The following is a 26703-nucleotide window of genomic DNA, read 5'->3' on the forward strand; positions in this document are numbered from 1 at the left end:
AGCGTGCCCCAGACAGCCACCGCCCTGCAGCAAGGCAACGCCGCCCTGCGCGCCGGCCAGCACGCCCAAGCCATCCGCCACTACGCCCTCGGCCTACTAAATGACGCGCCCGCGCACCACCAGCCCCAGCCACCGACCCCCATCAGCCAGCTGCTGGCTCAAAACCTCCTGCTCGCGCGCAAACGCTACCGCCGCCAGCACCCCCTCACAGGCGCCGGCCGCCGCCCCTGGCGCGTCGCCGTCACCTGCTGGTCGCTGTCGGAAAACCCCCTCGGTCGCGCCCAGGTCCTCGCCAGCCTCTACCAAGCCCTGGCCGAGGCGCCCGCGTCCGGCATCAGTAGCGTCGCCGTCATCGGCAGCGTCTTCGCCCGCCGCGGTCGCGCGCTCTGGCCACCGCTGCGCGAGGCTTTCCATCAGGGGTCCGATCCCGCGCCCGGCCCCGGCGCCATCCCTCTGCACAGCTTCCTGGTCGAGGACGACCGCCACTTCATGGCCCAAGCCATCGACCTGGTCAGCGCCCACCCCTTCGACCTGGTCCACATATCGAAGCCGCGCATGCCCAACATACTCCTCGGGCTGCTCTACCGCCTGCTGTGGGATGCCCGCGTCCTGGTGGACATCGACGACGACGAGCTCGCCTTCGTCGGTGCTCAACCTCGCCCTGCAACAGCGCCACGGCGGCGTCATCATCCGCCACGCCCGCGACCCGCGCCACTTCCAGCCCGCCGCCGCGCTCCAGGGCCTGCGCCAAACCGAGGCCCCAACCGACCAGCCGCACCCCGTCTCCACCCGCGAGCTCAGCCTGGCGGTCAACCGCGAGCGCCTGCACGCCCTGGTGGACGCCACCGCCCGGCGCGCCGCCTCCCCCGCGCCGCTCGACCCCGCGCTCGCGCGCCTCGCCGCGCTGCCCGCGCTCGGCCCGCTGCCGCGCGCGCTGCTGGCCGCCGACCCCGCCGCCCGCGACGGCGTCAGCGTCATCATCCTCAGCCTGCGCGGCGCCGAGCTGCTGGAGCGCCTGCTGGGCCGCTTCCGTGCCACCAACAGCCACCAGCCGGTGGAGCTGATCATCATCGACCACGGCGACCCGCACGACCCCGACGACCCCACCGCCGCCGTCATCGCCCGCCACCGCGACGCGCTGGATCTCTGGCACCTGCCGCGCGGGCGCAATCACAGCTTTAGCGATTCTTGCAACCTCGGCGCCAGCCTGGCGCGCTACCCCTATCTGCTGTTTCTCAATAACGACATCCTCTACACCGCCGATGCCCTGCCGCCCGCGCTCGCCCAACTGCGTGACCCGCGCCATGGCATCGTTGGCATCCGCCTTGATGACGACCCGGCCAGCCTGCCGCCCGATCAAATAACCGGCCAGACCCCCGGCATTCAACACCTCGGCATCCACTTCCCCTGGAGCGCCGAGCGCGGCTACCACCACCCGCGCCAGATTCGCCTGCCCAGTGTGCAGGACTACCTCGCCCAATCCCCACCCGCAGTCAGCGAGCAACCCGCCGTCACCGGCGCCTTTCTGCTCTGTCGCAAGGCGGACTTCGAGTGCCTCGGCGGCTTCAGCGCTGAGTATGACTACGGGTTAGAGGACATTGACCTGTGCCTGCGCATGCGCCAGCAGCTCGGTAAAACCAGCCGCTGCCTCACCAGCATTGGCCTGCAGCATGCCGAAAGCACCACCAGGCGGCGCGATCCGCACGCGACCCGCGCGCGCATCGCCCGCAATCACCAACACTTCAAGCAGCGCTGGGCCGCCCGCACCCAAGCCCTCGCCAGCCAGCCCGCGCCCCAACCGCGCGCGCGGCCCACCGCTAGCCTCAATATCCTGTTCGTGCTGCCCGTGCCGCTCGACAGCAACAGCGGCTACCACGTCAAATACCACGCCGCCCAACTCCGCGCCCAGGGCGCCGACTGCCGTGTCGCCGTGCCCGACGGCAATCAGGCTCCCGGCACCGATGCCCTGCCCAGTTGCACCCACAGCCAGGCCCTCGCGCGCGTCCCCGCCGCCCAATTCCGCAACGGTCGCGGCCCCGACATTCTCCATGCCTGGACCCCGCGCGAGTGCGTGCGTCGGGTTGTCGAGCCCCTGCGCCGCGTCACCGGCGCCCGCCTGCTGGTGCATCTGGAAGACAACGAAGAATATCTCACCGCCATCGCCCTTGGCCGCCCCTATGCCGAGCTCGCCCGCCTGCCGCTGGCCGAACTCGACCGCTGCATCCCCAGCGACCGCTACCACCCCAGCCGCGGACAATGGCTGCTCGACCGTGCCGACGGCCTCACCCTCATCGCCAGCCCGCTCGCGCGTTTCAACCGCCGGCGCCTCCCTACCCAGCGTCTGCCCGCCCCGGTGGACGAGACCCTGTTCTCCCCGCGCCCGCTCAACCACAGCCTACGCCAAGCCCAGAGCCCCCCGCCGTGCACTGCGTGCTCGCCTACACCGGCAACGTCCACCGGGCCAACCACCAGGAGGTCGTCGAGCTCTATCACGCTGTCATCCGGCTCAACCAGCACGGCCTGCCCACGGTACTGCTGCGCACCGGCGTCAACCGCGCCGGCACCCCCCCCCATGCCTGCCACTCCGCCCGGCGCGGTACGTGAACTCGGCTGGGTCCCCCGCGCCCAGGTGCCAGACATCCTCGCCGCCGCCGACATCCTCATCCAACCCGGCGACCCCGGCCCCTTCAACAACCAGCGCCTGCCGAGCAAACTACCCGAATACTTCGCCATCGGCCGCCCGGTGATCATGGCGCGCGGCCATCCCGACCTCAACCCGCGCCATGGCGAACAAGCCTGGCTGCTCGACACCACCGCCGCCGTTCAACTCGCCGAAGCCGTGCGAACGCTTTGGCACGACCGCCCCCTCGCCGAGCGCCTCGCGCAGGGCGCCAGGGGTTATTATGAACAGCATCTGCGCGCCGAACCCTCCGCGTTGTTTCACTTCATGACCCAACACATCCAACACCGCGATCAATCGAGGGAATGCCGCGACGGTCGATACTGTCCCGCAGCGGGTGAATAATCATGCATGCGATCGCCTTTGAAGCAGAGATTCGACAAGGAATGGTCAAAATCCCCGAAGAGTACCAGTCGCTTGAAAATCAACACGCGCGGATCGTCATCTTGCTCGACGCTGCGCCAGAGGTATCAGAGGTATCAGAGGTATCGGAAGTGCGCGCGCTGTCCGACCATTCCGCCGGTCTGGTGGATGATTGGCGCGACCCAGCCGAGGATGCGGTTTTCCCCATCACGGAATTTGAGTCGCAGACCAAGCGATCCGTTTATCAAGGCCCGCCTCTGACGCTCCAACAAATGCGCGACGCCATCGACTGGGAGGCCGGGCAGCGGTCATGATCTCCCCACGGATCGCTTTGGATACGAACATCGTTCTGCGGTACCTGATGAAGGATGACGTGGAGCAAACGCAATGGGCGACGCAGTTCCTGCTGCAGCGCCAATGTCTGTTGTTGCCCAGCGTGATCTTGGAGACCGCTTGGGTGATGGGATCAAAGCGCGGTTACGCGCTTGAACCGGCCTGCGTTGCCGAGCGGCTCAGACACATCGCTGGGTTGCCGACAGTCGAGGTTGAACAGGCGCCCTTGGTTGCTCAAGCGATCGATTGGCATGAGGCTGGGATGGATTTTGCCGACGCGCTCCATCTTGCGCTGTCAGGCAAGGCCGGTTTAGCAACCTTGTCATCCCGGCGCTGCTGCGCCGCTTCCACGAGGCCACCCAAGCCCAGGCCCCCGAGGTCGTCATCTGGGGCAGTGGCACGCCCAAGCGGGAATTCCTGCACGTCGACGACATGGCCGCCGCCTGCCTGCATGTGCTCGATCTTGATGCCGAGACCTATCTGGCCAACACCCAGCCGATGTGCTCGCACATCAACGTCGGCAACGATGTCGATGTGACCATCCGCGAGCTGGCCGAGACCATCGCCCGCGTCACCGGCTACCACGGCCAGCTCCGCTTCGACTCAAGCAAGCCCGATGGGCCGCCGCGCAAGTTGTTGGTTGTCTCGCGGTTGACCGCGCTTGGCTGGCGGGCGGACTATGCACTGGAGGACGGCTTGCGGCAGGCGTATGCGTGGTTTCGCGAGCATCAGCGCGACTTCCGCGCCTGAATCCCGACCACAGGATCTGATCTCGGCAACCCCCTTCGCCATGCACACACTCCTCAACCCCACCAACGACTACGTCTTCAAGCGGCTGTTCGTCGAGGCCCCGGAACTGCTGGTGGCCCTGATCAACGACCTGCGCCCCGACCTGCCCGACATCACCGCGGTCGAGATCCTCAACCCCAACATCGAGCCCAGCGATCTTGCCGGCAAATACATCATCCTCGACGTGCTGGCCCGCGATGCCAACGGCCACTGCTACAATGTCGAAGTGCAAGTGCGCCGCTATGGTGCCTGGAACAAGCGCGGCTTGTTCTACCTGGCACGCACCCTGGGCGGACAGCTTCAAGCTGGCGAAGACTATCAGGAGCTGCGCGCCTCCATTGGCCTGCACCTGCTCGACTTCGACCTTTTCACCGCCACCAAGACCGAACGTCAGCAGGCCATCTGGCGCTTCGAAATGCGCGACGAGACGCAGCCCCAGGTCACCCTCGGCAACATCTTCCAGCTCAACCTGATCGAACTCAACAAGGCCGACCGCCTCGGACTGCCTCCAGGACCGCTGCGCACCTGGATTACCTTCTTCAAACACTGGCAGGAGGAACTGACCATGACCGCCATCACCCACGAACCCGTGATCCAAGCCATGAACCGCCTGCGCGCCCTCAGCGCCGATGAAGAAGCACGCCGTCAGGCGTTCGTGCGCGAGCGCGCGCTGCACGATGAAGTCTCGTTTCTCAATGAAGCGAAACGCGAAGGCCGCCAAGAAGGCCGCGACCAAGCGCGCGAAGAAGTGGCACGCAATCTTCTGACCATGAACCTCCTGACCGATGAGCAGATTGCAACCGCTGCCGGCTTGACCGAAGCCACGGTCAAAGCACTGCGTGATGCGAGCCGATGACCCCGACTAAGACCCCCAACCCCGTCATTTTCCTCGCCGGACACCGCGGCATGGTCGGCAGCGCCATCGACCGCCAGCTGCAAGCCAGAGGCCCAGATCAAGCCCCAGATCAAGCCCAGCCCGAGCTGCTCACCGCCAGCCGCAGCGAGTTGTGGCGATGGCCCGCAATCAGCAGGGGTTCGGCGGCACGCCCGAGGAAAACCGCGTCTGGGGCGATTGCCATAAGCACGATGTGCTGTCCTGGCTGCATGAGCAGCTTGGGACTGAGCTGTATTTGGAGATCGGTGTCGATGAGGGACTGAGCCTGGCGCGCCCGCCCCGCCGGGCACTGGGCATCGATCCGCGACCGACGGCGACACCTGGCTGACCCAGATCAAACGCGCAACTTGAATTTCCATGATCGGCCTCGGCGATCCAGCCCACGCCAGCATGCAAAACCCTTACGCCAGGGTCTATACTCACCCTCAGTCAGGGCAAGCACCCACCAATCGCGCCCCCTAACCACAAAAAGACCCGCTTTTTGAACCTTGCAACCCCCCTCGCCCAAGGCAACCGCGCCCAGCGCCACGGCCAGCACGCCCAAGCCATCCGCCACTATGCGGCAGGTCTGCGCGATGATGCCCAAGCCAGCGCGCACGGCCCCATTGCCGTTCAGCTCGCGCACAACCTGCGCCGCGCCCGTCAGGGCTACCGCCGCCATCGCCAGGCCGCCCTGCAAGCCCCCCTGCAAGCCCCTCAGCAGGCCGGCGGCAAGCTGCAAGTCGTGGTCTGTTGCTGGTCGCTGTCGGAAAACCCCGCCGGGCGCGCCTACACCCTCGCCAGCCTCTACCAAGACCTGGCCGCGCATCCCGAGCCGCCGCCCGCGCCCGGCATTGCGCGGCGGGGCGGTCGTGTCGTGGTGACATCGCCGGCCATGACCAAACAGCCCGACACGGAGCAGCGGCCGAGATGACCAAGCTAACCGACCTGCTCGACCCAAAGAACGATTACGTCTTCTTTCGCATCTTCTCCGAAGCGCCGGAGTTGCTGATCGACCTGATCAACGCGGTGCGCGCCGACCAGCCGCCGATTGTCGAGATCACGCTGCTCGATGCTCGCCTGACGCCCGAGCGCATCACCGGCAAACGCCTGGTGCTTGACCTCAAGGGCGTCGATGAGCGCGGACGGCGCTTCAATATCGAAATCCAGGTGCGCCACTTCCCGTTCTGGATCAAGCGCGCCATGATGTACCTCGCGCGTCTGTACAGCGAGCAACTCAACGCCGGCACGGATTATCAGCAAGCCCAGGCGGTCATCGGCATTCACTTGCTCGACTTCGATCTGTTCAAAGGCGAGCCGGGCGACGATGATAACGCCCTGTGGCGCTTCGTGATGGTCGACCCTCGGCGCGCCAAGTGCCTTGAGGACACCATTGAGGTCAATATTGTCGAACTGCGTAAAGCCGACCGCCTCGGCCAACTGCCCGAGCGCCTATCGGCCTGGATTGCTTACTTCGAGCACTGGAAAGAGGACGATGTGATGAACAATCTAGCCCATGCCCCCGTTCAGAAAGCCCATGCGAAGCTGCGCGCCATGAGCGCGGTCGAGGAGGAGTGCTATTGGGCCGAGGCGCGTGACCGGGCGCTCAGCGATGAGGTGACCATGCTGAATGCGGCGCGGCGGGAGGGCCTGGAGAAGGGTGAGCAGACTGCTCGCCACCAAACGGCACTGGCCATGCTGCAGGACGGGCAACTTGACATCCCCACCATCGCCCGCTACGCCGGCCTCAGCGAAAGCGAGGTGCAAGAACTCGCGGACGGTCGTGGGCAGCACTGAAACCCCTCAACCCAAGCAGCCGATCATCAAGGACGCCATGGGTGCCGAGCATGGCCACCATTTGGACGCCCAGCGCACACCAGCATGCAAAACCCCACGCCGGGGTCTATACTCACCCTCAGTCAGGGCAAGCACCCACCAAGCGCGCCCACTAACCACAAAACCACCCGCTTTTTGAACCTTGCCACACCCCTCACCCAAGGCAACCGCGCCCAGCGCGCCGGCCAGCACGCCCAAGCCATCCGCCACTATGCGGCAGGTCTGCGCGATGATGCCCAACCCGGCGCGCACGGCCCCATCGGCGCCCAGCTCGCGCACAACCTGCGGCGCGCCCGTCAGGGCTATCGCCGCCAGCGCCAGGCATCGAGCGCGTCAGCCTCAGCAGGACCGTGCCGGTTTAACGCCATGACATCACCGGCACCCACGACCCCGCGTCGGCGCGCGCCGACCCACGACAGCGGCTACAAGCTCCTCTATGCCCACGCCGCCATGGTGCGCGACCTGCTCACGGGCTTCGTCCCCGGCGACTGGGTCCGCAGCCTCGATCTCAGCACCCTCGAGCGCTGCAGCGGCAGCTACGTCACCGAAGACCTGCGCGACCGCGCCGATGATCTCATCTGGCGCCTACGCTGGGGCGAGGACTGGCTCTACGTCTATCTGCTGCTCGAATTCCAATCCACCATCGACGCCTGGCGAAGGCCGAACAGAGGCCAACCCGCAATCTCAGCGCCGCGCTCTTTCGCCTCGAAGCCAGCCGCAGCGCCGAGGACGCCCTGGCCATCGTGCGCGCCCTGGTCGACTGGCTCCAAGAGCCCGAGCAAAACAGCTTGTGTCGTGCCTTTGCCGTCTGGTTTGGGCGCGTGTTCCTCCCCAGGCGTTTACCCGGTGTTTCGGTCACCCCCATGAATGATCTGAGCGAGGTCTATCACATGCTAGCCGACAATGTCGAAACCTGGACTGATCAATGGAAGCGGCAGGGCCTGGAGCAGGGCCTGGAGCAGGGCCTGGAACAAGGCCTGGAACAAGGCCTGGAACAAGGCCTGGAGGAAGGTCGCGAAACCACCCGGCACATCCTTTCCCGCTTAGCCCGCCGTCGCTTTGGCTCGGAGGTTGCCGAGCAGAGCCGATCCCTGCTGGCCGGCATCAGCGATCCCGAGCAGCTCGAAGAACTCGCCGATCAGCTTCTGCTCAGCCCCGACGGCGACACCTGGCTGACCCAGATCAAACGCGCAACTTGAGTTGAATCTTGCAACACCCCTTGCCCAAGGCAACCCCGCCCAGCGCGCCGGCCAGCACGCCCAAGCCATCCGCCACTGCGCCGCAGGGCTGCGCGATGATGCTCAACCCAGCGCGCATGGTCCCATCGCCGCCCAGCTCGCGCACAACCTGCGGCGCGCCCGTCAGGGCTACCGCCGCCATCGCCAGGCCGCCCTGCAAGCCCCCCTGCAAGCCCCTCAGCAGGCCGGCGGCAAGCTGCAAGTCGTGGTCTGTTGCTGGTCGCTGTCGGAAAACCCCGCCGGGCGCGCCTATACCATCGCCAGCCTCTACCAAGACCTGGTCGAGCACCCCGATCCGCCCCCCGCGCCCGGCATCGGGCACGTCACCCTCATCGGCAGCCGCTTCGCCCGTCGCGGTTACCAACTCTGGGTGCCCCTGGACGGAACTCGGCATGAGTCTGTGCCACGCCTTCGCTGGCCCCTGCGGTGGACCCCTCAATGGTATCAGCGTCGCCAACCGCGCGCTCCAGCAGCGCCACGGTGGTGTCATCATCCGCCATGCCCGCGACCTGGCCCAATTCCAGCCCTCCGCCGCGCGGCGCTGGAGACCGAACAGGCGCGCGGTCGGCTCGCCCTGCGCCTGCTCGACGATCAACCCTTCGCCGCCATCCCTGAGCTGAAGAGAGTCGTTATGCTGACACTCCGCGCCACGCTCGAGCCCGACGGGCAGATCAAGCTCCCGCCCCATGTGCGTCATCAAGAACCGGTGAGCGTTCTGATCACGTTTCTCGAGGAGCCGATCAGCGCGCCGGGTGAAGCCAGCGCGGCGACAACCTTGGCGCTGTTGCGTTCTCCCGCGTTTCAATCGCTACCAACCTCTGATCCAAACGAGATCGAGCAGCGCATCGCCGATCTCAGGAACGACTGGAGCGACGACTAATGCGCCGCGCCTACGTCGACAGTTGCCTGTTCATCTACTGGGTGGAACGCGCCGCACCACAAACGCAGGCCGCACAGCGCTGGCTTGAAGGCAACGCTGACGCGAACCTCTGCATTTCTCCTCTGGTGCGAATGGAGATCTTGGTCAAGCCGATGCGGCTGCAACAACTGTCACTCATCCAGGCCTATGAAACTCTTTTGGAGGCGCAAACTTGGCTGACGATCAACGACCGGATCTTTGCGCGTGCGCTTGCTTTGCGCAGCCGTTTTGGTCTCAAGACACCGGACGCCTTGCACCTGGCAACGGCGCAGCAGTATGGCTGTGATGAATTGTGGACGAATGACAGCCGGTTGCAGTCCGCTGCCGGTTCAATGGCGGTCAACGTGTTTGAACATAAGATGTGATGGATCAACAAGATGCCAGCGCTCTCGCCCAAGGCAACCGCGCCCAGCGCGCCGCCCAGCGCGCCGGCCAGCTCGCGCGCAACCTGCGGCGCGCCCGCTAGGGCTATCGCCGCCAGCGCCAGGCATCGAGCGCGTCAGCCTCAGCAGGACCGTGCCGGTTTAACGCCATGACATCACCGGCACCCACGACCCCGCGTCGGCGCGAGCCGACCCACGACAGCGGCTACAAGCTCCTCTATGGCCACGCGGCCATGGTGCGCGACCTGCTCACGGGCTTCGTCCCCGGCGACTGGGTGAGCAGCCTCGATCTCAGCACCCTCGAGCGCTGCAGCGGCAGCTACGTCACCGAAGACCTGCGCGACCGCGCCGACGACCTCATCTGGCGCCTACGCTGGGGCAAGGACTGGCTCTACGTCTATCTGCTGCTCGAATTCCAATCCACCATCGACGCCTGGATGGCGGTGCGCATCCAGAGTTACATCGGCCTGCTCTACCAAGATCTCATCCGCGCCGAACAGCTCAGCGCCCACGGCCGTCTGCCCCCGGTGCTGCCGATCGTGCTCTACAATGGCACCCAAGTCTGGAACGCCGCCGAGACCATCGAGCCGCTGCTTGAGCCCGCGCCACCCGTCCTGGCCGACTATCGTCCCCAGCAAGCCTATCTGCTGCCCGAAGAGATCACACCACTAAAATAGCGAGTGAGCCACGATGGATTGGGATGTCAAAGAGGCCCATGTGCTGGAACATGGCTGCATTTATGTCAAGTTTGCCGATGGCCTCGAAGGCAAAGTGCGCTTTCAGCCCACCGCTTATCGCGGTGTTTTTGCCAAACTGCGCGATCCAGCGGAATTCAACAAGCTCATGGTCAACGGCTATTTTGTCACCTGGCCGGGAGAACTGGATTTAGCGCCTGATGCAATGCATGAGCAGATCGAGCAATCAGGCGAATGGATCATTCACTAGGCCACGGAAAACCCGCGAGCAGCCACCCATGTTCAACCGCATCTCCATGATCGGCCCCGGCGACACCCGAGCTGGCCGAGGCCTTCCTCATCGCCGTGCCCAAACCCAACCCCAACCGTGCTAGAATTGCCAACTTTAACTGCCCCGCAACACTCGGCTGAGTCGATGCAAGGGGGCACAACAGTCAACCCCAAAGCTAATGCTTGTGAACGACAGGGAAGGGCGATAACATGTCAACATCGCCGACCGCCCTTCAACAAGCTAACGCCGCGCTGCGGTCCCACCATTATGCTGAAGCGATTCGTTGGTATGCGCTTGGGATGCGAGATGGAGACAAGGATGCACACCATGGCCCACTCACTCACCAACTCGCCCACAACCTCCTGCTCGCCCGCAAACGCCATCGCCGCCAGCGCCAAGCCAATCTTCAAGCCGGCGGCAAGCTCCAGGTCGTGGTCACCTGCTGGTCGCTGTCGGAAAACCCCGCCGGGCGCGCCTACACCCTCGCCGGCCTCTACCAAGACCTGGCCGAGCACCCCGAGCCGCCGCCCGCGCCCGGCATTGAGTGCGTCAGCCTCATCGGCAGCCGCTTCGCCCGTCGCGGTCGCCAGCTCTGGGCGCCGCTGCGCGAGCTCGCCCAGCACGGCCCGATTCCCATCCACAGCATCCTCATCGAGGACGAGCGCGCCTTCATGGCCCAGGCCATCGACCTGGTCAGCGCCCATCCCGCCGATCTGGTGCATCTGTCCAAACCGCGCTGGCCGAACATCCTCTTTGGCCTGCTCTACCAATTGCTGTGGGACGCCCGCGTGCTGGTCGATCTCGACGACGACGAACTCGCCTTCGTCCAGGGCGAGCCGCTGCCCGATCTCGCCAGCCACAGCGCCGAGCAGGTGCTGGAGCACTGGCTGCAACGTTATGACGGCCTGCCGGCGTGGAGCAACCTCCCTGGGCGCCCCTGGACGGAACTCGGCATGAGTCTGTGCCACGCCTTCGCTGGCCCCTGCGGTGGCCCCCTCGGTGGTCTCAGCGTCGCCAACCGCGCGCTCCAGCAGCGCCACGGCGGCGTCATCATCCGCCACGCCCGCGACCCGGCCCAGTTCCAGCCCTCTGCCGCGCGCGGCCAACGCGCCCGCGCACGCTGGCAGATCGCGCCCGAGCAACAGGTGGTGCTGTTCCTCGGCACCCCGCGCCGGCACAAGGGCCTGCTTGAGACCGCCCAAGCGCTGTCCAGTCTCGGGGCCAGTCTCAGGCCCAGTCTCACATCCAGCCTCGGCGAGGCCGCGCCCGAGCTGCTGTTTCTCATCGTCGGGCGCTTCGGGGATGCCGAGCAACCGTTGCGCGCGGCGCTGGAGGCCGAACAGGCGCGCGGTGGGTTCGCCCTGCGCCTGCTCGACGACCAACCCTTCGCCGCGATCCCGGACCTGCTCGCCGCCGCCGACATCGCCATCTTTCTGCAAGACCCGGACTCCGCCGCCGCCCGCGCGCAGACGCCGGCCAAGTTGAGCGATGCGCTGGCCATGGGGCTGACGGTGTTTGCCGAGCCGACGCCCGGCCTGGCCGACCTGCAAGAGCAGGGCGCCTTTATCCCGGTCAGTCGCGCGACCCTGGCCGAGCGCCTGCGCGCGCATCTGGCCAGCCGCGCCGCGTCGCCGTCATCAACCCAGCCAGCGCCCCAGTCATCCCCCCAGCCACACCCGGTCTTCCAGCGCGAACTCAGCCTCCAGGCCAACCGCCCGCGCCTGCAACGTCTGCTCGCCGGCGCGCGGCGCGAACCTGCCGCTGACAATGCCGCCCGGCTGCTGGAGCGCGTCAGTGCGCTGCCCGTGCTCGGGCCGCTGCCGCGCGCGTTGCAGCAGGCGTCGCCAACCCAGCGCCAGGGCGTCTCGGTGATCATTCTCAGCCTTAAGGGCGCCGCGCTGCTTGACCGCCTGCTCACCAGCTTTCTGGCCACCAACCGCCATCAGCCGGTGGAGCTGATCATCGTCGACCACGGCGCCCTCGACGACCCCGAGGACCAGACCGCCGCCGTCATCGCCCGCCACCAGTCGCCCCAAGCGACCAGCCCAACGCCGATCTGGCACCTACGCCGCGGGCGCAATCACAGCTTCTCCGCCTCCTGCAACCTCGCCGCCGCGCTCGCGCGCTACCCGCACCTGCTGTTCCTCAACAACGACATCCGCTACACCGCCGATGCGCTGCCCGCCGCCCTGCAACGGCTGCAAGACCCCAGCATTGGCGCCGTCGGCATCCGTCTCGACGACGACCCCGAGCGCCTGCCACCCGGCCAGACCCCGAGCGTGCAGCACCTCGGCATCCACTTCCCATGGAGCCACCAGCGCGGATATCACCATCCGCGTCAGATTCGGCATCCCAGCCTAGCCGATTATCTGGCTCAACGTCCGCCGGTGGGGCAGGCGCAACCGGCAGTAACCGGAGCGTTTTTGTTATGCCGTGCGCGTGATTTTTTTCAGCTGGGTGGGTTTGCAACTGAATATGACTATGGACTTGAGGATATTGATTTCTGCTTACGACTGAGGCGGGATCTCGGGCTCGGATGTTGGTGTATGACGGATATTGGATTGCAGCATGCAGAAAGTAGTACGCGGCGGCGGGATAAAAAATTGACTTCTACTCGTATTACTCAGAACCATGAACACTTTAAAGCGACATGGCATTCTAATGCTCTAATCGCGTGCTAATCAGGAAGGATCGTGGCTGCAAATCTGAAAAAAGTTGGCATTCTTACATCTCCAAAAGTTCGTAGTGCAATATTTACACGTATATTTAAAGAAATTTGCTATACAAATAAACCTTTGGTGGATTGCTTTACGATAGAAATGGACGAGGCATCAGCGGTAGATTTAGTTCATATAAATCGCCCTTATGCTGCTATCCCTGAGTTTATAACCAAGCGCTCTATAATTACCTTTCACGATGACTTGACCAATCCACAAATAACGCCTGAAGCAAAACAAAACCTCATCAGCAATCTCTCAAACTGCAGAGGTGTGATAGTCCACAACTCGATGCAGTATAAACAACTTAAAACACTAGGTTTCACACCAAAGTTTACGATACCGCACGGTTACGATGAGTTACTGAGTGCAGAGGTTCGAGAAAAAAAGACCCAGAGAAACGCCGATAAGCTCAGACCCTTGACCCTAGGAATGATATCTCGCTCGTATACAAACTATGTCAAAGGCGAACATTACTTAACTAAATTGGCAATCAGGCTTGGTCGCCCCAATTTTAATTTAATCCTAGTTGGTCGTGATCGGAGCTTCATGGCTCAATACCTCAAATCAAACGGATTCAACGTTATCACGTTGCCTGTACTCTCCTATCCAGCGTTAATGAATGTTTATTCCAACATTGATATGTTACTCATGATCTCAGGTCACGAGGGAGTGGGCGCGCAAATTAACGAATCTCTTGCGGCGGGTGTACCCGTAGCAGCTACGCAAAAAGGGTCTGCGGCTGACTTAATCAAAAACCAAGAGGACGGCGTGATTTTGAAAGGAGATCCTGAGGAGGATGCAATAAGCATTCGTGATTGGTTCAGCAATTCAAAAACCTTAGCCATGCCAAACATAGACAGACTATCGTCATGGTCTCAGGTAGGCCATTTATATCACAGAGCGTACGCTGAAGTCTTCAATTGAAGGAAACCTTCATGGGCGATCACAATTTTTCACAACTTCTCCAGCCTTGGGGGATCTCGATAGAATCCAATGAAGCGATAAACAAGAGTTTAGAGCCTGAAATTCCTTTTTTGGCAAATGCCGTAGCGCTTCATTTCCTGAAAGCGAGTAACGGTCGCAGGTTAATGGTCAATCTAATCGATAACGCTTTAATGCAACATACACTCGCTTTTTTAGCTGAAAAAAAAGAAATTTCGACATGTAATCGCCTTATTGTGTTGATTGCTATGTTGACAAGTGTTAATAACGTTGGTGTGTTGGGGCGACAGCAGTTCAACTCTTTGCATGTTTTTGCGCTTGCAGCAGACTTGATATTAAGAACATCAAGTGTCGGACTATTGACAGCCATTGATGGTAAATACGGCCGCGGTGAAAATAAGGCTTTTCGTTTGATTCTTGCCTCAAGAGTCCAAAAAATTCTAGAGCTAGGCATTGTGCCACCTCGACTTTCAGGAAATCCTCTATCTAAAGCAGAGCTATCCTTAAAAGTTGTGGATACTGTTTGAATATGAAGCACAAAGTTGCAATCCTTGATGGGTTTAATGTAAACCCCCGTAACTTCCCTACCTTATTTAGTGCATTTAAAGACATGCATTATCTATTGGATTTGGAACTTACAGAATGGAAGCCGTTGCGGCTACCGCGCTTGCCTCCGAGTGCAGTTGAACTCCACGAGAAATATCGCTCTGCGTTAGGCATCGAGAGCGATATTGAAACCGAATATCAAAAACTGACAGAAGAAGAAGTTGTTTATATTGAAAACAGATTTCTTTCGGTTTTCAGGGAAGAGCTTTTGCTGAATTTGAGAGAAGAAATTCACCATTCTGAATTGCCGATCACGAGCGAAAACATAAGGACCTGGTTTGAGGTGGCAAATGCAAAAAAAGCTTATCAACAGGTTATTGTTCACTGCAATGCTTGGTTAAAATACTGGAAAACAAGGTACGGCGAGATCAGCAAAACGAATGAACTGATTTTTGTATTCTCAGGGAAAAAGCCGTATCAGATGGCCTTTCACTTGGTTTTTCAATACTCGCCAACGACTGTTTATTGCATTGAATCCCTTTTTAATAAAGAGTTTTTCTTGTGCGCTGAACTCTATGAGCCAATTGGCAATAGCCCTTATCTGTTGCCATTTGCGCAGGAGAAATCGTTAGAAGCCATTGCCGAAGACTACTTTTATTCTGTTGATCTCCATAAACTTACGGCCGGCAAGTCCCTGAATGCGACACATCCTGTAGAAAATTCGAGCCTTCACCATAACCAGCGTTATGGGGTTATTATTTGCCAAGTCATGAACGATGTGACGATAACCAAATACTTATCATGTAGCCCGGTACAGTTCTATATGGCTGCAGCTAAACGATTTCTCCAAGATGATCTTCACGTTATTTTCCGCCTTCATCCTTGGGAAATTGTTTGCAACGGTTTTTCACCCACTGAAGTCGTCTTGCGTAACATGCTCGCGAAAGAAGGGATGGGCGAGGATCGCGTCAGTTTTGATTCTAAGGGAAATGTTTTTTCAATACTGTCACGTGCAGATGCAATTTACGCAATCAGTTCACAAACGCTGATTCAAGCATCCGCAATGGGCGTAAAAGTCATCCACACTAACGAAAATTATGTACTTAATGATCAATCGTCCTTGAAAATTACCATGCCAAGAGTGAGGTGGACCCCATGTCAAGGACAGTTTTTCCCCGAATTTAAGTTAGCGCACCCACCTCGGTCGCAGCGGTAAGGCGCTGCCCCAGGTCTTCGCCAGCGGACTCGTCGGCGGAGCGTAGCGGAGCCGACGAGTCCGCTGGCGGGCGGTCGCCAAAGTGATCGGCGACCACGACACCACCGCCTTCGCCGCTCACATGGACATGGTCCGGCGTTCGGTAGCCAAGCCCCTGGTGGGGGCGTTCGCCGTTGTAGAAGGGGAAATACTCCGAGAGGCCCATGAACAGCTCTGAGAGCGTCTCATAGCCCTTGGGGTAGATGTCCTCCCATTTGACGCTGCGCCACAGACGCTCGACGAAGACGTTGTCCAAAGCCCTTCCGCGCCCATCCATGCTGATGGCCACCTCGGCGTCATGTAACACCTTGGTGAAGGCGAGGCTGGTGAACTGCGCGCCCTGATCGGTGTTGAAGATCTCCGGCCGGCCATGGTGGCGCAGCGCATCCTCCAGGCAGTCGATGCAAAAACCGGTTTCCATTGTGTTCGATAGGCGCCAGGCAAGCACCCGTCGAGAGTACCAGTCGATAATGGCCACCAGGTAGGCGAATCCGTGCGCGAGTCGCACATAGGTGATGTCACTGCTCCAGACTTGGTTGGGACGCACAATGGCCAGCCCACGCAACAAGTAGGGATAGATCTTGTGCTCGGGATGCGGCTTGCTGGTATGAGGCCCAGGCAACATGCCGGCTAATCCCAGAACGCCCATGAGACGCTGAACGCGCTTGCGACTGACCACATGGCCTTGTGCGCGCAGCATCACAACCATGCGTCGACTCCCATAAAATGGTCTTTTGGTGTATTCCGCATCAATCAGGCGCAAGAGCTTTTGATCCAGTTCGCTGGGCTCAGCCCGGCGATCAGGCTTGTGCGCATACACTCCAGAGCGGTGAACGCCGAGAAGCGCGCATTGGCGGCTGACCGCTAACCCAACCGCGTCAAGGCCGCCCATGTCGATCCACCCGCGACGCACGCTCACAGGCTCACACCGGACTTTTTTTTCAACCAGTCCAGCTCCATTTTCAGCCGCCCAATCTCGCTGTAGAGACGCTCTTCGTCGCCATGACCGCCCGCTTTCTTGCGACCACGCCGACCTTCGAATAGCCTGCTGGCATCCTCGATAATGGCTTTCTTCCACTGGCCCACTTGGACCGGATGAACCCCGTGGTCCTGCGCAATCTCGTTAGTCGTCTTCATTCCGCGTACGGCTTCTAAGCCAACCTTGGCTTTGAAGGCAGCACTGAAGGTCTTGCGTTGCCTCTCACTCATCTGCTCTCTCCAGGTCTGTTCAAGTCTCTCCAGATGAGGCAGGACTAACTTAAATGACTGTCCTAAAATCGGGGTCCACTATAGTCCATCCAGGTTTTCGCAAGCATGTCGGGGTCTACGCTTACCGCCGCTCTGTGCTGGAGCGCTATCCGAGTCTGCCGCCAAGCGCATTGGAGCAGACCGAGCAACTGGAACAGTTGCGCTTGCTCGCTGCCGGCATCCGTATCCGTGTCTTTGAGGTGGCACCCACCGGGCCGGGGGTGGATACGCCAGCGTGTCTGGACAGGGTGCGCGCCTTGCTGGCCGGTGAAACGGACACGGCGATCTCCCCACTAGCGCGGGTGAGACTGCTGATCACCGATGTCGATGGGTGCGGCTCTTTTGGAACGACGCCAAGCGCCGCAGAATCCAGCGGTTGCGGGCGACGTTTCCGGTCGATGGTGATGGCGCAAGTGAGACATCATGCCGCCACGGGCAAGTCCAGCGGGATCGGTGGTCCTGGATAGTGGCGTCGGTGCTCAGCGTCGAAGTGAAACGCAAGATAGGCCGGCAAGTCCCCACTGATCTTTAGTGAGCGCAGTTTCAGGATCGCCTCGGCGCGGGCCAGCCCCCAACGCGCCCCGGTGAGATCCATGCGATCTTTGACGAGATGGCGACAGGCGCCTTCGATCACACCAGTGGCGATTGGCAGCCCCAGCGCAAGCGCTTGGTCGTATTCGAGGCGCTCGCGGTTGTTGTCGATATAGTCGGCCGCCTTATCGATGGGTTTGCGCGCCGTCTCGCCGAGTTGCTTGCGCGTTGCCGCGCGGCGCAGTCCCACGGCCACGTCGTGGGCGCGACCTTCGAGGATGGCCATGGCGCGCTCCATCACCCACTGCTCGCGCTCCGCGGGGGTCTCGGGAAAGAGCGCATGCGCGGCTTTCCACAGATATTCCAGCACATGGATGAAGTCCTGGATCACCACCACCTCGACCTTGTAGCGCTCGGCCGCGGCTGTGACTTGGCGCAGCAGATCTTCCTGACCGTCACAGAGCACCACCCAGCGGCGGTGCTGATCCGGGTCGCGGCGCATGGCCTCCTCAAACGCCTGCTCGATGACGGTGCGCTGATCGGCCTCCACGCGTGCCCAGGTGCGTTTGTTCTGGACTTCGGGACGTTTGCCCGCGGGGGCTTGTTTGGGATCAAGGATCTGCTCTGGGGTGCGTGGGTAGGGCTCGACCTCATAGACCGAGGCGACGGTGGCCATGCGTTTGCGCTGCTTTTTCTCCCCAGGACTCAGCCGGGTCTGTTGCTTGTGCGCTTGGCGCTCGCGCGCCTTGCGGGTGGCCTCGCGCAAATCGCTGGGGCGCATCACGATGCCCTTGCCGTCAGCACTGATGATCAGGAGGCGTTCGCTCGCTTCATTCGGCTCCTGGGGGACAAAGGGTTGGGCGTAGAAGGCGTCGAAGTCCTGGCTCAGATGCACGGCCACCTCCTCGGCTTGGCGCTTGGCCAGCGTCCCGCCGCCGGCTTGTTCGAGTGCCGCAAGCGCGGCGTCGAAGGAGTTGTTCACGACCTCACCGGCCAGCACCTCGCACAGGCCATGGGAATACCTGCCCGGGGGCAGATTCAGCTCAGCATCCAAGGGGAAGACGCTCTGGAGTCCCCGCGCACCGTAGCCCCGGCGCGTGACGGTCACTTCCCCAAAGCGGGTCTCCAGAAGTCGGGTACAGCCGGCGCGATGATGGGTCCGGGGATAACCATCGGCGCCAATCACGGACGCATACCGCGGTTCCTCTCGCGCTCTTTGTTCCAGGTGCGACTGGACCATCTCACACAGCAGCTTCATGCCGCCCTGTTGCACCAGCGCTTCGATTTCCCCGTGCGTGGCATGTTGGGCTTGCTCCCCGCTCAGCGTCTCAAGCAGTTGGACGAACTGCGCGATCGCCCCCTCGTAGCAATCGAGGCTTGGCAAAGAAATCGTGTAGCATGGCATCGACAGGGTCTCCTCAGGGTCCGTGACAAAAGTTTCGTCCCTTCAGTTTCGCACCCGAGTGGAGGCCCTGTCTTCCCTGTCCTCAGGTTTCTAGCTGGTTAAGCTGTTGTTTTCTAGTCGCTGAGCGTCGTTCTAAAGGAGCCGCACCCGATGTCGATGGAGTCTTGACCGATGGTGGTCTGTATTACGACGCTAGCGGCGAATGCCTGAAGCGCTTCCACGTCCGCGATGGGCTGGGTATTCGGCTGCTGGAGGAAAGCGGCATCCGCGTGGCGGTGCTCTCTGGGCGGGATTCGGCCACCCTTCGCAAGCGCGTGGCGGACTTGGGCTTGAGTCTCATGGCCTTTGGGGTGAAGGATAAAGCCCAGGCTTGTCGGGCGCTGATGGAACAGGCCGGTGTGACGCCGGAGCAGACCGCGTGCATTGGCGATGATTCGATCGATTTGCCTGCCTTTGCCGTCTGTGGATTAACCTACGCGGTCGCTGACGCGCCGGCCTATGTGCGTGAGGCCGCCACGGGGGTGCTGCGGTTACCCGGCGGCCAAGGCGCCTTGCGCGAACTGGCGGATCGCATTCTTGCCGCCCAGGGTAAGGCTGCTGTCTATGCGACGGCGGACGGCTTCGCGGGTGTTGCCACCGGGCAGCCGTTGCAACGCTAATCAACTGCCATCAAACCCACTCGGACCAATCGTTTTATGAACCAACAAGGATTCCTACTGCTTGGCGGCATTAACGTGCTGGAGTCGCGTGATCTGGCGCTGCGTGCCTGCGAGCACTATGTGGCGGTGACCACTAAGCTGGGTATTCCTTACGTCTTCAAGGCCAGCTTCGACAAGGCCAATCGCTCGTCGATCCACTCTTATCGCGGGCCAGGGCTGGAGGAAGGGTTGCGCATTTTTGAAGCGGTTAAACAGGCCTTTGGCGTGCGGGTGCTCACCGATGTGCATGAACCTTGGCAGGCGACGCCGGTGGCCGAGGTTGTGGACATCTTGCAGTTGCCGGCGTTTCTGGCGCGACAAACCGATCTGGTCATCGCTTTGGCCAAGACAGGCAAACCGATCAATATCAAAAAGCCGCAATTTCTGAGCCCTGGGCAGATGGCTAACATTGTCGAGAAGTTCCGCGAGGCGGGTAACGACCAACTCATGCTATGTGATCGCGGTACCTGCTTCGGTTACGACAATCTGGTGGTGGATATGCTGGGTTTTCGGGTGATGAAAGCCGCCTGCGGCGGTCTGCCGGTAATCTTCGACGTGACTCATGCCTTGCAGCAGCGTGACCCGCTGGGCGCGGCTTCCGGTGGACGGCGCGGTCAAGCGTTGGAGTTGGCACGCGCCGCCATGGCCGTTGGCTTGGACGGGCTTTTTCTTGAGGCGCATCCGAACCCAGATCAGGCCAAGTGCGATGGACCCAGTGCCTTGCCGTTGGATTTGCTCGAACCTTTCTTGGCGCAGGTGAAGGCGGTCGATGACCTGGTGAAGGCTATGCCGGCATTTGAGATCCCGTAGGGTAAGAGCTGCCTATGTTCATGTGCCGCGCGTTCGCAGCGATAACGATAACTTTTCGACAGAGCAGACAGTGACAGTCATGGATTCTAAGCAAACTTTGCAAACTTTAACCATTGGTCGCGCGGTGACCAAGCTTGAGATTGAAGCGCTACAACGGATGCGTGAGCGACTGGACGATGCGTTTGAGCGCGCGGTGTCGCTGATGTTGCATACAGATGACCGTGTAATGGTGCTGGGGATGGGGAAATCCGGCCTGATTGGTCGCAAGATTGCCGCAACCCTCGCCTCCACTGGTACGCCGGCCTATTTCGTGCATCCGGCCGAGGCCTTGCATGGCGATCTGGGCATGATTCATCGGGGCGATACCATTCTGATGATTTCCAACAGTGGTGAGACCGAAGAGTTAATCCGGCTGTTACCTTTTTTCGAGAGCCAGGGGAATCCCGTGATTGCCATGACTGGCCGACCGGACTCGACCCTAGCGGCCTTTGCCAACGTGTAATTAGACACCTCAGTACTGCGCGAGGCCTGTAATAACAACTTGGCGCCCACTTGCTCAACCACTGCCACGCTGGTGATGGGAGATGCGCTGGCGGTGGCGCTCTCAACGGGGCGCGGCTTTGAGCCGGTGGACTTCGCGCGCTTTCACCCTGGTGGCAGCCTGGGCCGACGCCTGGTGACGCGGGTGGCTGATGTGATGCACAAGACAGCGTTACCGATCTGCCGCCCGGACGCGCCCTTTCGCGATCTGGTGCGCATCATGACGGCAGGACGTTTGGGCCTGGCGCTGGTGATGGATGGCGAGCTCCTGTGCGGCATCGTCACCGATGGTGACCTGCGTCGGGTGTTAGATCGTGAAGACAATCCTATGATGCTCTTCGCGCAGGAGATGATGACCAAGGACCCGAAAACCATTACTCCAACCCTGCGGTTCGCCGAGGCTGAAGAGTTGATGCAAACCGAAAAGATCACCGCCTTGGTGGTGGTGGATGAGGGTGAAAAGGTGCTTGGGGTCTTGCAGCTTTACGATATGGGTGTTGGACGAAAGTAAAGCTATACTCAGCTTCTGGAGCAAGAGGTCTTCGTGTGAGTGTCAAGGGTGTTCAAGATCACAATTCCAATTCAATTCCAATTCTGCCAATTCTGCCAATTCTGGGGACATATATGGTCCGCCCCGCGATGCAAGAGGAAAATCGCTGTTTGGTAGAAGGAAACGTTGCGGCCATATATCCGGCATCGTTAAGAGGGATCATCATCGAAGTCGATCCCCGTGCCCTAATGGAATTCGCGTACCTCGCCGTCCTCAATCAGTATATCAGTCTCAGCTTAAGCTGGCTGCTGTCCCCGTCAGGTTTTCAGCGAGGCGGTCGTACCTTTCATGCCATCACAGTGGATTTCACTCTTCGCAACTCGTGGTGTGGAACTCGGTTGATGCCCGATCAGGGCGGGTTAATCGGAATGGTTCGTGGCCGGTATGGCGTTACGCGGTAACGGCCGCAGGCTTTGCTAACGCCCCGCGCGCCGTATCGAAAGCCTTGCCGGTGGTCATCACCGCCCAAGCGATGCGCACGAGCTTGTTGGCCATCGCAACCACGGCGACATTGGCATGACGGCGCTGCTTGAGATCCCGCGCCCAATGACTGAGAGCGTCGTCTTTCTTCTCAACCCAGCGCATCATTGCACGCGCCCCGTTGATTAAGAGTTTGCGCATGTACACATCGCCCCGTTTACTGATTCCGAGCAAGCGCGGTTTCCCGCCGGTGGAGTGCTGTCGCGGCACCAGCCCCAGCCAGGCGGCCAGCGCGCGGCCATTGTTGAACAGCCCCCAATTGTCGCCCAATGTGGCAATCAAGGCGGTAGCGACCAGCGGGCCGATGCCGGGAATGCTCCTTAACAGCTGGACCGACTCATTGGTGTCGGCGACGGCCTGAATCTGAGTATCATAATGCTTGACCCGCGTATCCATGTGACGCAGCTCCTCAAGGAGCCCGTTCAATTCGGCGCGAAACCGCTCGCTGAGTCCATTCTCGGCGTCTTCAAGGATTTCCGGCAGGCGGCGCATGAGCTCAGCACGCCCTTGAGCAATGACAATGCCGTATTCGGCCAACAAACCCCGGATCTGATTGACCAGTGCCGTGCGCTGATCAATGACCATTGAGCGCATGCGGTGGGTACCCTGGATATCCTGCTGTTCAACGTTCTTGATGGGCACGAACAACTGGCGTGGGCGTCGCGCGGCTTCGCAGATCGCCTCGGCATCGACGGCGTCGTTCTTGTTGGTCTTCACAAAGGGCTTCACATGCTGCGGGGCGATCAACACCACCTCATGGCCGAACCCCTGGAAGGTGCGTGCCCAATGGTGGGCGCCACTACAGGCTTCCATGGCGATGCGACAGGTCGGCTGTTGGGCGATGAACTGACTCAAAGCTTTACGGGCGACCTTGCGGCTAAATACCATCTCGCCTTGGGCGTCGACACCAAACACGTGCACGCTGTTCTTGGCCAGATCAATGCCAATGGTGGCAACCGGTTCTTTGCTGAACGTCTTCATGGATTTTTTCTTTGCTTTTTTCATGACTCTTCTCCGCAGTCTTCGGTTAACGATTAGGTGGTTGTCGATAGCCTATTTTGCTTGATTCAGAGGGTTTTTAGGAGCGGGGCAGACCATCCCATTAGTATACTTAATTCCTAGACGCAGCCCGCCAAATAGGGCTATATTCTTGCTAAGTCTCTGTGACTAAGGTCAGACATTGGCGAAACAATGGCAAGACTCCCGAGAGTGGTGGTTCCGGGGTTGCCGGTAAGCGCTCAGTTAAGTACATCTAGCCCAGCCCATGGCGATCAGCCACGATGCCCACCACATGAACAGCGACAGAGGGCATCAGCATGGCACAGAGGCGGCGCACTCGCCAGCAGTGGCAAGCGTTGGTTGATGGGTGGGCGAGCAGCGGCCTGACCCAGGGCGAGTACTGCCGGCGCCAGGGCATCTCGGTGGCGAGTTTTGCGCGCTGGCGCGCCATCTTCCGCCGCGCGCGGCAACGCCAGCCGGCGGAGCCAACGCCCAGCGCCGGCCCCACTCATAGCCTGGTCCCGGTGCACTGGCTCAGCGACGACGCACCCACCGCCACCACCGCCACCACCGCGCTGAGTCTGCATTGTCCCGGTGGTCTGCGCCTGGATATCGGTGTCGGCGTTGATGTCTCGACATTGCAACAGGTCATCCGACTCCTACGCGCAGCCGCCTCATGATCGGCATCGGTACCCACACCCAAGTCTATCTGGTCGTCGGCGCCACCGACATGCGCAAGCAGATCGATGGTCTGGCCGGGATCGTCAGCGACACCCTTGCCGCCGACCCCTTCTCCAGTCATCTGTTTGTCTTCTGCAATCGCGCGCGCGACAAACTCAAGATTCTCTATTGGTACAACAACGGCTTCTGGCTGTGGTATCGGCGCTTGGAGCAACAGCGCTTCTGGTGGCCAGAAGCGAGCGTCAGGCAACCCGTGACATTATCGCTACGCGAATTGCATTGGTTACTCGAAGGACTCGATCCGCAACGGATTGAAGGCCATCAGCAAGCACGTTTCAATCTCATTTGATTAGCAAAAACCGCTTGTATTGAAACAGGGGTTTTCGCTATCATTCGTGGCATGGTATCCAAGGTTCAATCATTACCCAATGATCCCGAGCAATTGCACGGGATCATCCACCAATTGCACGATCAATTGGCGGGTTTGAACCGTGCCCTGACAGAAAAGCAAGAACGCATCGAGAGCGATACCAAACGCATTGACCAATTGCTTGAATACATCGAGTTATTGCGGCGCAAACGCTTTGGCCCGAGTGCCGATCGGGTGCCCGACAGCCAGCTCAAGCTGTTTGACGAGACCGAGCTCGAGGCGCTGATCGGAGAGCTTGAAGCCGAGGCCACCGCGCAGAGCAAGCCGCCGAAGGACGAGGCCAACGCGGGCAACAAGCCCAAGGGCCAGCCCAAACGTTCTCCGCTGCCAGCGCATCTGCCGCGCCTGGAGCGCATTCTCGATGTTGGCGAAGACGAAAAAGCCGCCATGGGCGATGACTGGCGCTTCATTGGCTATGACGTCTCCGAGCAGCTCGCTGACCTGCCGCGTCAGACCTATGTCATCACCTACAAGCGGGCCAAATATGCCCCGGTCAACGACAGCGTCGAGGACGGCGAGGCGGGTATCAAAATCGCCCCGCGCGCCCCACAGATCATCCCCAAGGCCATCGCGCATGCCTCGCTGCTTGCCTCCATTGTGACGGGGAAGTTCGTCGATGCCTTGCCGCTGTATCGCCAGGAGAAGATCTTCGCCCGCGAGGGAATCGACATCCCGCGCCAGACCATGGCCGGGTGGTTGATGCAGTTGCAAAAGCCCCTTGCTCCAATTGCCGCTGCGATCAAGGCGCAACTGCTGCGCGGACCGACGACGAAGATTGATGAGACCCGGCTGCAAGTGCTCAACGAACCGGGCCGAGACAATACCCAGGACTCCTTCATGTGGGTGTTCTGCGGCGGTCCGCCCGAGCAGCCGGTGCGCTGGTTTGAATACGCCCCCTCGCGCGCGGCATCGGTCCCGCAAGAGGTGTTGTTCGGCGCGCTTGCCTCTGGCAGCGGCAGTGATCCACCGGTAGCGCTGATTTTGCAGTCCGATGGCTACAGTGCCTATCATGTCTTGGCCAACGCACCCGAGATCATCGCCCACGCCGGTTGCTGGACCCATGCGCGGCGCAAGTTCGTCGAGGCCGCCGGCGGGCGCCATGCCTCGGTCGCGGCGGAGATGGTCGCGCTGATTGGCGAGCTCTATGGGATTGAGAAGCGCTTGCGTCTGGAGCAGGCCGATGCCGACACCCGGGTGCGTGAGCGCCAGGCCTTCAGCCGCCCGGTCGTGGAGCGCATCAAGACCTGGCTGGATCGCCATGTCCAGCGTGTGGCGCCGAAGAGCTTGCTCGGCAAGGCCATTGGCTACGCCTTGAATCAGTGGCCGACCTTGCTGGTCTTCCTCGATCATGGCGCGGTGGAGATCGACAACAATGAGGCGGAGAATGCGATCCGTCCCTTTGTGGTAGGCCGCAAGAATTGGCTGTTCTCCGGCTGTCCGGAAGGCGCGCAGACCAGCGCGCTGCTTTACAGCCTCATTGAAACGGCCAAGGCCAATGGACTGGAACCGTGGGCGTACCTCAATCACCTCTTTGAGCAGTTGCCGCTGGCACGCACACCTGAAGCCATTGAGGCGCTGCTGCCGTTCAATGTCCGCCCCGACGCGCTTTGCACTCCACCTGTTCTGACCTCGATCAGGGATACCGACGCCGCCTGACTGCAACGGGGCGGCACGCGCAAACGCGCCCCCATGGCGCGGGCGCAGTCGCTGGGCTGACACTCGGTTCCGCTTCATCCCGCCATTGTCTGGCGCCCGTCGCCGACGGGCTAGACGTATTTCACTGAGCGCTTACTGATTTGCAGCCCGGCCCGGGCGTCGAGTTGGTGCTACAAGATCCGCATCATCTGCCGCTCGATGAGGCCAGTGTCGATGTGGTGGTCTCCACCTCCTGCCTGGAGCATGACCCCTTGTTCTGGCTGACCTTTGGCGAGATGTTGCGGGTGTTGAAGCCAGGCGGTTTTCTCTACATCAACGCGCCCTCCAATGGCAGCTATCACGGCTATCCTTACGATCATTGGCGCTTCTATCCTGACGCCGGGCGCGCGTTGGCGCAGTGGGCCGAGCGCCTGAGTCGGCCCGCGACCTTGATCGAGTCCTTCATCGGGGAGCGCGATGGTGAAACTTGGGCCAACAATGTGATGGTCTTGGCGCATGACCCGCTTGAGCATGCCTTGCCAGCTAGGTTGATTTGTGATCAGTGGCCAGGCGCGATCAATATCCGGCGGCAGGGCTCCGACGAGCTTGAGCGATTTACCAAAGCACCGGAGGACTCGCGTAAGCTCAAAAAGGTAAGGACGCGGGTTAAGCAATTGCAAGGGCAGCTCCAGCAGAGCGAAGCCCCGAAGCCCGAGCCCGCGTGAGCGAACTAACCTCCGAGCTATTAGCCGTGCAGCAGGACGATATCGTGCCAGAGGCTGCCGGGGGGAGTTCAAAGCCGCTTTTCCGCTAGGATGGAACTACAATCCCAATGGGTGAGGGGCGACCCAA

General features: G+C 61.1%; 29 protein-coding genes and 3 pseudogenes. 28 read left to right on the plus strand and 4 right to left on the minus strand.

The genetic code is table 11. The annotated features are described in order from the left end of the window. Positions 1–96: 96 nt before the first annotated feature. Positions 97–654 (minus strand): hypothetical protein, encoded by a 558-nt coding sequence (locus Thiofri_RS00780; RefSeq protein WP_323705786.1) that lies wholly within the window; start codon positions 652–654, stop codon positions 97–99. On the opposite strand from Thiofri_RS00780, the gene Thiofri_RS00785 reads away from it, so the two are divergent. The 19 genes and pseudogenes from Thiofri_RS00785 (at position 647) to Thiofri_RS00865 (ending at position 15805) form a co-directional block, all read left to right on the plus strand. Beyond that, a complete protein-coding gene (locus Thiofri_RS00785; protein WP_323705787.1) occupies positions 647–3025 on the plus strand; it encodes a glycosyltransferase in 2379 nt (792 codons plus the stop codon). The genes Thiofri_RS00780 and Thiofri_RS00785 overlap by 8 nt on opposite strands. Positions 3026–3027: 2 nt before the next feature. Next, positions 3028–3357 (plus strand): hypothetical protein, encoded by a 330-nt coding sequence (locus tag Thiofri_RS00790; protein ID WP_051023710.1) that lies wholly within the window; start codon positions 3028–3030, stop codon positions 3355–3357. Between the two features lie 47 nt (positions 3358–3404). Further along, positions 3405–3638: pseudogene (locus Thiofri_RS24630) on the plus strand (hypothetical protein); the annotation flags it as partial. A gap of 74 nt (positions 3639–3712) precedes the next feature. Further along, positions 3713–3781 (plus strand): annotated as a pseudogene (locus Thiofri_RS24635) (hypothetical protein); the annotation flags it as partial. A gap of 27 nt (positions 3782–3808) precedes the next feature. After that, on the plus strand, positions 3809–4126 hold the full coding sequence (locus Thiofri_RS00795; RefSeq protein WP_407702959.1) for a Rossmann-fold NAD(P)-binding domain-containing protein: 318 nt from the start codon (positions 3809–3811) through the stop codon (positions 4124–4126). Positions 4127–4166: 40 nt separating this feature from the next. Further along, complete coding sequence (locus tag Thiofri_RS00800; RefSeq protein WP_009146694.1) at positions 4167–5021, plus strand: Rpn family recombination-promoting nuclease/putative transposase; 855 nt, start codon at positions 4167–4169, stop codon at positions 5019–5021. A gap of 157 nt (positions 5022–5178) precedes the next feature. Further along, entirely contained in the window at positions 5179–5388 is a 210-nt protein-coding gene (locus Thiofri_RS00805) for a hypothetical protein (protein ID WP_040854243.1), read from the plus strand. A 153-nt stretch (positions 5389–5541) separates the two neighbouring features. Further along, the gene (locus Thiofri_RS00810; RefSeq protein WP_040854245.1) at positions 5542–5973 is read left to right on the plus strand and encodes a hypothetical protein; all 432 of its coding nucleotides are present in this window, start codon (positions 5542–5544) and stop codon (positions 5971–5973) included. Further along, complete coding sequence (locus Thiofri_RS00815; protein WP_009146695.1) at positions 5970–6836, plus strand: Rpn family recombination-promoting nuclease/putative transposase; 867 nt, start codon at positions 5970–5972, stop codon at positions 6834–6836. Before Thiofri_RS00810 ends, Thiofri_RS00815 begins: the two co-directional genes overlap by 4 nt. Positions 6837–6920: 84 nt before the next feature. Beyond that, on the plus strand, positions 6921–7742 hold the full coding sequence (locus tag Thiofri_RS00820; RefSeq protein ID WP_323705788.1) for an Rpn family recombination-promoting nuclease/putative transposase: 822 nt from the start codon (positions 6921–6923) through the stop codon (positions 7740–7742). Beyond that, complete coding sequence (locus Thiofri_RS00825) at positions 7739–8074, plus strand: RpnC/YadD family protein (protein WP_009146854.1); 336 nt, start codon at positions 7739–7741, stop codon at positions 8072–8074. Before Thiofri_RS00820 ends, Thiofri_RS00825 begins: the two co-directional genes overlap by 4 nt. Position 8075: 1 nt before the next feature. Then, on the plus strand, positions 8076–8993 hold the full coding sequence (locus tag Thiofri_RS00830) for a hypothetical protein (protein ID WP_323705790.1): 918 nt from the start codon (positions 8076–8078) through the stop codon (positions 8991–8993). After that, complete coding sequence (locus Thiofri_RS00835) at positions 8993–9397, plus strand: type II toxin-antitoxin system VapC family toxin (protein WP_009146851.1); 405 nt, start codon at positions 8993–8995, stop codon at positions 9395–9397. Before Thiofri_RS00830 ends, Thiofri_RS00835 begins: the two co-directional genes overlap by 1 nt. A 167-nt stretch (positions 9398–9564) precedes the next feature. Further along, positions 9565–10092 (plus strand): Rpn family recombination-promoting nuclease/putative transposase, encoded by a 528-nt coding sequence (locus Thiofri_RS00840; protein ID WP_407702926.1) that lies wholly within the window; start codon positions 9565–9567, stop codon positions 10090–10092. Between the two features lie 13 nt (positions 10093–10105). Next, entirely contained in the window at positions 10106–10360 is a 255-nt protein-coding gene (locus tag Thiofri_RS00845) for a DUF2442 domain-containing protein (RefSeq protein WP_009146697.1), read from the plus strand. Positions 10361–10590: 230 nt separating this feature from the next. Continuing rightward, a complete protein-coding gene (locus Thiofri_RS00850; RefSeq protein ID WP_009146698.1) occupies positions 10591–13062 on the plus strand; it encodes a glycosyltransferase in 2472 nt (823 codons plus the stop codon). A 12-nt stretch (positions 13063–13074) separates the two neighbouring features. Then, positions 13075–14025, plus strand: a complete 951-nt coding sequence (locus Thiofri_RS00855; protein ID WP_009146699.1) for a glycosyltransferase family 4 protein — start codon at positions 13075–13077, stop codon at positions 14023–14025. 11 nt (positions 14026–14036) lie between these two features. Next, entirely contained in the window at positions 14037–14570 is a 534-nt protein-coding gene (locus Thiofri_RS00860; protein ID WP_009146700.1) for a hypothetical protein, read from the plus strand. A gap of 2 nt (positions 14571–14572) precedes the next feature. Further along, positions 14573–15805, plus strand: a complete 1233-nt coding sequence (locus Thiofri_RS00865; protein WP_009146701.1) for a capsule polysaccharide biosynthesis protein — start codon at positions 14573–14575, stop codon at positions 15803–15805. 76 nt (positions 15806–15881) lie between these two features. Here the strand turns inward: Thiofri_RS00865 and Thiofri_RS00870 are convergent. Beyond that, positions 15882–17053, minus strand: a pseudogene (locus Thiofri_RS00870) (IS3 family transposase); the annotation flags it as partial. A gap of 53 nt (positions 17054–17106) precedes the next feature. On the opposite strand from Thiofri_RS00870, the gene Thiofri_RS24640 reads away from it, so the two are divergent. Continuing rightward, complete coding sequence (locus Thiofri_RS24640; protein ID WP_390165266.1) at positions 17107–17559, plus strand: cytidylyltransferase domain-containing protein; 453 nt, start codon at positions 17107–17109, stop codon at positions 17557–17559. On the opposite strand, the gene Thiofri_RS00880 is transcribed toward Thiofri_RS24640, so the two are convergent. After that, positions 17514–19028: an ISKra4-like element ISThio1 family transposase gene (locus Thiofri_RS00880; RefSeq protein WP_009146704.1), complete on the minus strand. Its 1515-nt coding sequence runs from the start codon at positions 19026–19028 to the stop codon at positions 17514–17516. The two genes, Thiofri_RS24640 and Thiofri_RS00880, sit on opposite strands and share 46 nt — an antisense overlap. Before the next feature lie 164 nt (positions 19029–19192). Between Thiofri_RS00880 and Thiofri_RS00885 the strand changes: the two genes are divergently transcribed. The 4 genes from Thiofri_RS00885 (at position 19193) to Thiofri_RS00900 (ending at position 21587) form a co-directional block, all read left to right on the plus strand. Beyond that, positions 19193–19687: a KdsC family phosphatase gene (locus Thiofri_RS00885; RefSeq protein ID WP_009146705.1), complete on the plus strand. Its 495-nt coding sequence runs from the start codon at positions 19193–19195 to the stop codon at positions 19685–19687. Between the two features lie 36 nt (positions 19688–19723). Then, complete coding sequence (kdsA, locus tag Thiofri_RS00890; RefSeq protein ID WP_009146706.1) at positions 19724–20536, plus strand: 3-deoxy-8-phosphooctulonate synthase; 813 nt, start codon at positions 19724–19726, stop codon at positions 20534–20536. A 79-nt stretch (positions 20537–20615) separates the two neighbouring features. Then, on the plus strand, positions 20616–21038 hold the full coding sequence (locus Thiofri_RS00895; protein WP_323705791.1) for an SIS domain-containing protein: 423 nt from the start codon (positions 20616–20618) through the stop codon (positions 21036–21038). A gap of 93 nt (positions 21039–21131) precedes the next feature. Further along, positions 21132–21587, plus strand: coding sequence for a CBS domain-containing protein (locus Thiofri_RS00900; RefSeq protein ID WP_323705792.1), 456 nt, complete (start codon positions 21132–21134; stop codon positions 21585–21587). A gap of 429 nt (positions 21588–22016) precedes the next feature. On the opposite strand, the gene Thiofri_RS00905 is transcribed toward Thiofri_RS00900, so the two are convergent. Next, positions 22017–23087 (minus strand): IS110 family RNA-guided transposase, encoded by a 1071-nt coding sequence (locus Thiofri_RS00905; RefSeq protein WP_040854342.1) that lies wholly within the window; start codon positions 23085–23087, stop codon positions 22017–22019. A 335-nt stretch (positions 23088–23422) separates the two neighbouring features. Between Thiofri_RS00905 and tnpA the strand changes: the two genes are divergently transcribed. The 4 genes from tnpA to Thiofri_RS00925 all read left to right on the plus strand — a co-directional run bounded on the left by tnpA (position 23423) and on the right by Thiofri_RS00925 (position 26576). Further along, positions 23423–23785, plus strand: a complete 363-nt coding sequence (gene tnpA, locus Thiofri_RS00910; RefSeq protein WP_009148704.1) for an IS66 family insertion sequence element accessory protein TnpA — start codon at positions 23423–23425, stop codon at positions 23783–23785. Continuing rightward, a complete protein-coding gene (tnpB, locus tag Thiofri_RS00915; RefSeq protein WP_323705793.1) occupies positions 23782–24135 on the plus strand; it encodes an IS66 family insertion sequence element accessory protein TnpB in 354 nt (117 codons plus the stop codon). The genes tnpA and tnpB overlap by 4 nt, the downstream gene beginning before the upstream one ends. A 51-nt stretch (positions 24136–24186) precedes the next feature. Continuing rightward, a complete protein-coding gene (gene tnpC / locus Thiofri_RS00920; RefSeq protein WP_323705795.1) occupies positions 24187–25872 on the plus strand; it encodes an IS66 family transposase in 1686 nt (561 codons plus the stop codon). Between the two features lie 140 nt (positions 25873–26012). Continuing rightward, complete coding sequence (locus Thiofri_RS00925; protein WP_051023733.1) at positions 26013–26576, plus strand: methyltransferase domain-containing protein; 564 nt, start codon at positions 26013–26015, stop codon at positions 26574–26576. The last annotated feature ends 127 nt before the right edge of the window (positions 26577–26703 follow it).

It is taken from the genome of Thiorhodovibrio frisius, from assembly GCF_033954835.1.
Lineage (GTDB): Bacteria > Pseudomonadota > Gammaproteobacteria > Chromatiales > Chromatiaceae > Thiorhodovibrio > Thiorhodovibrio frisius.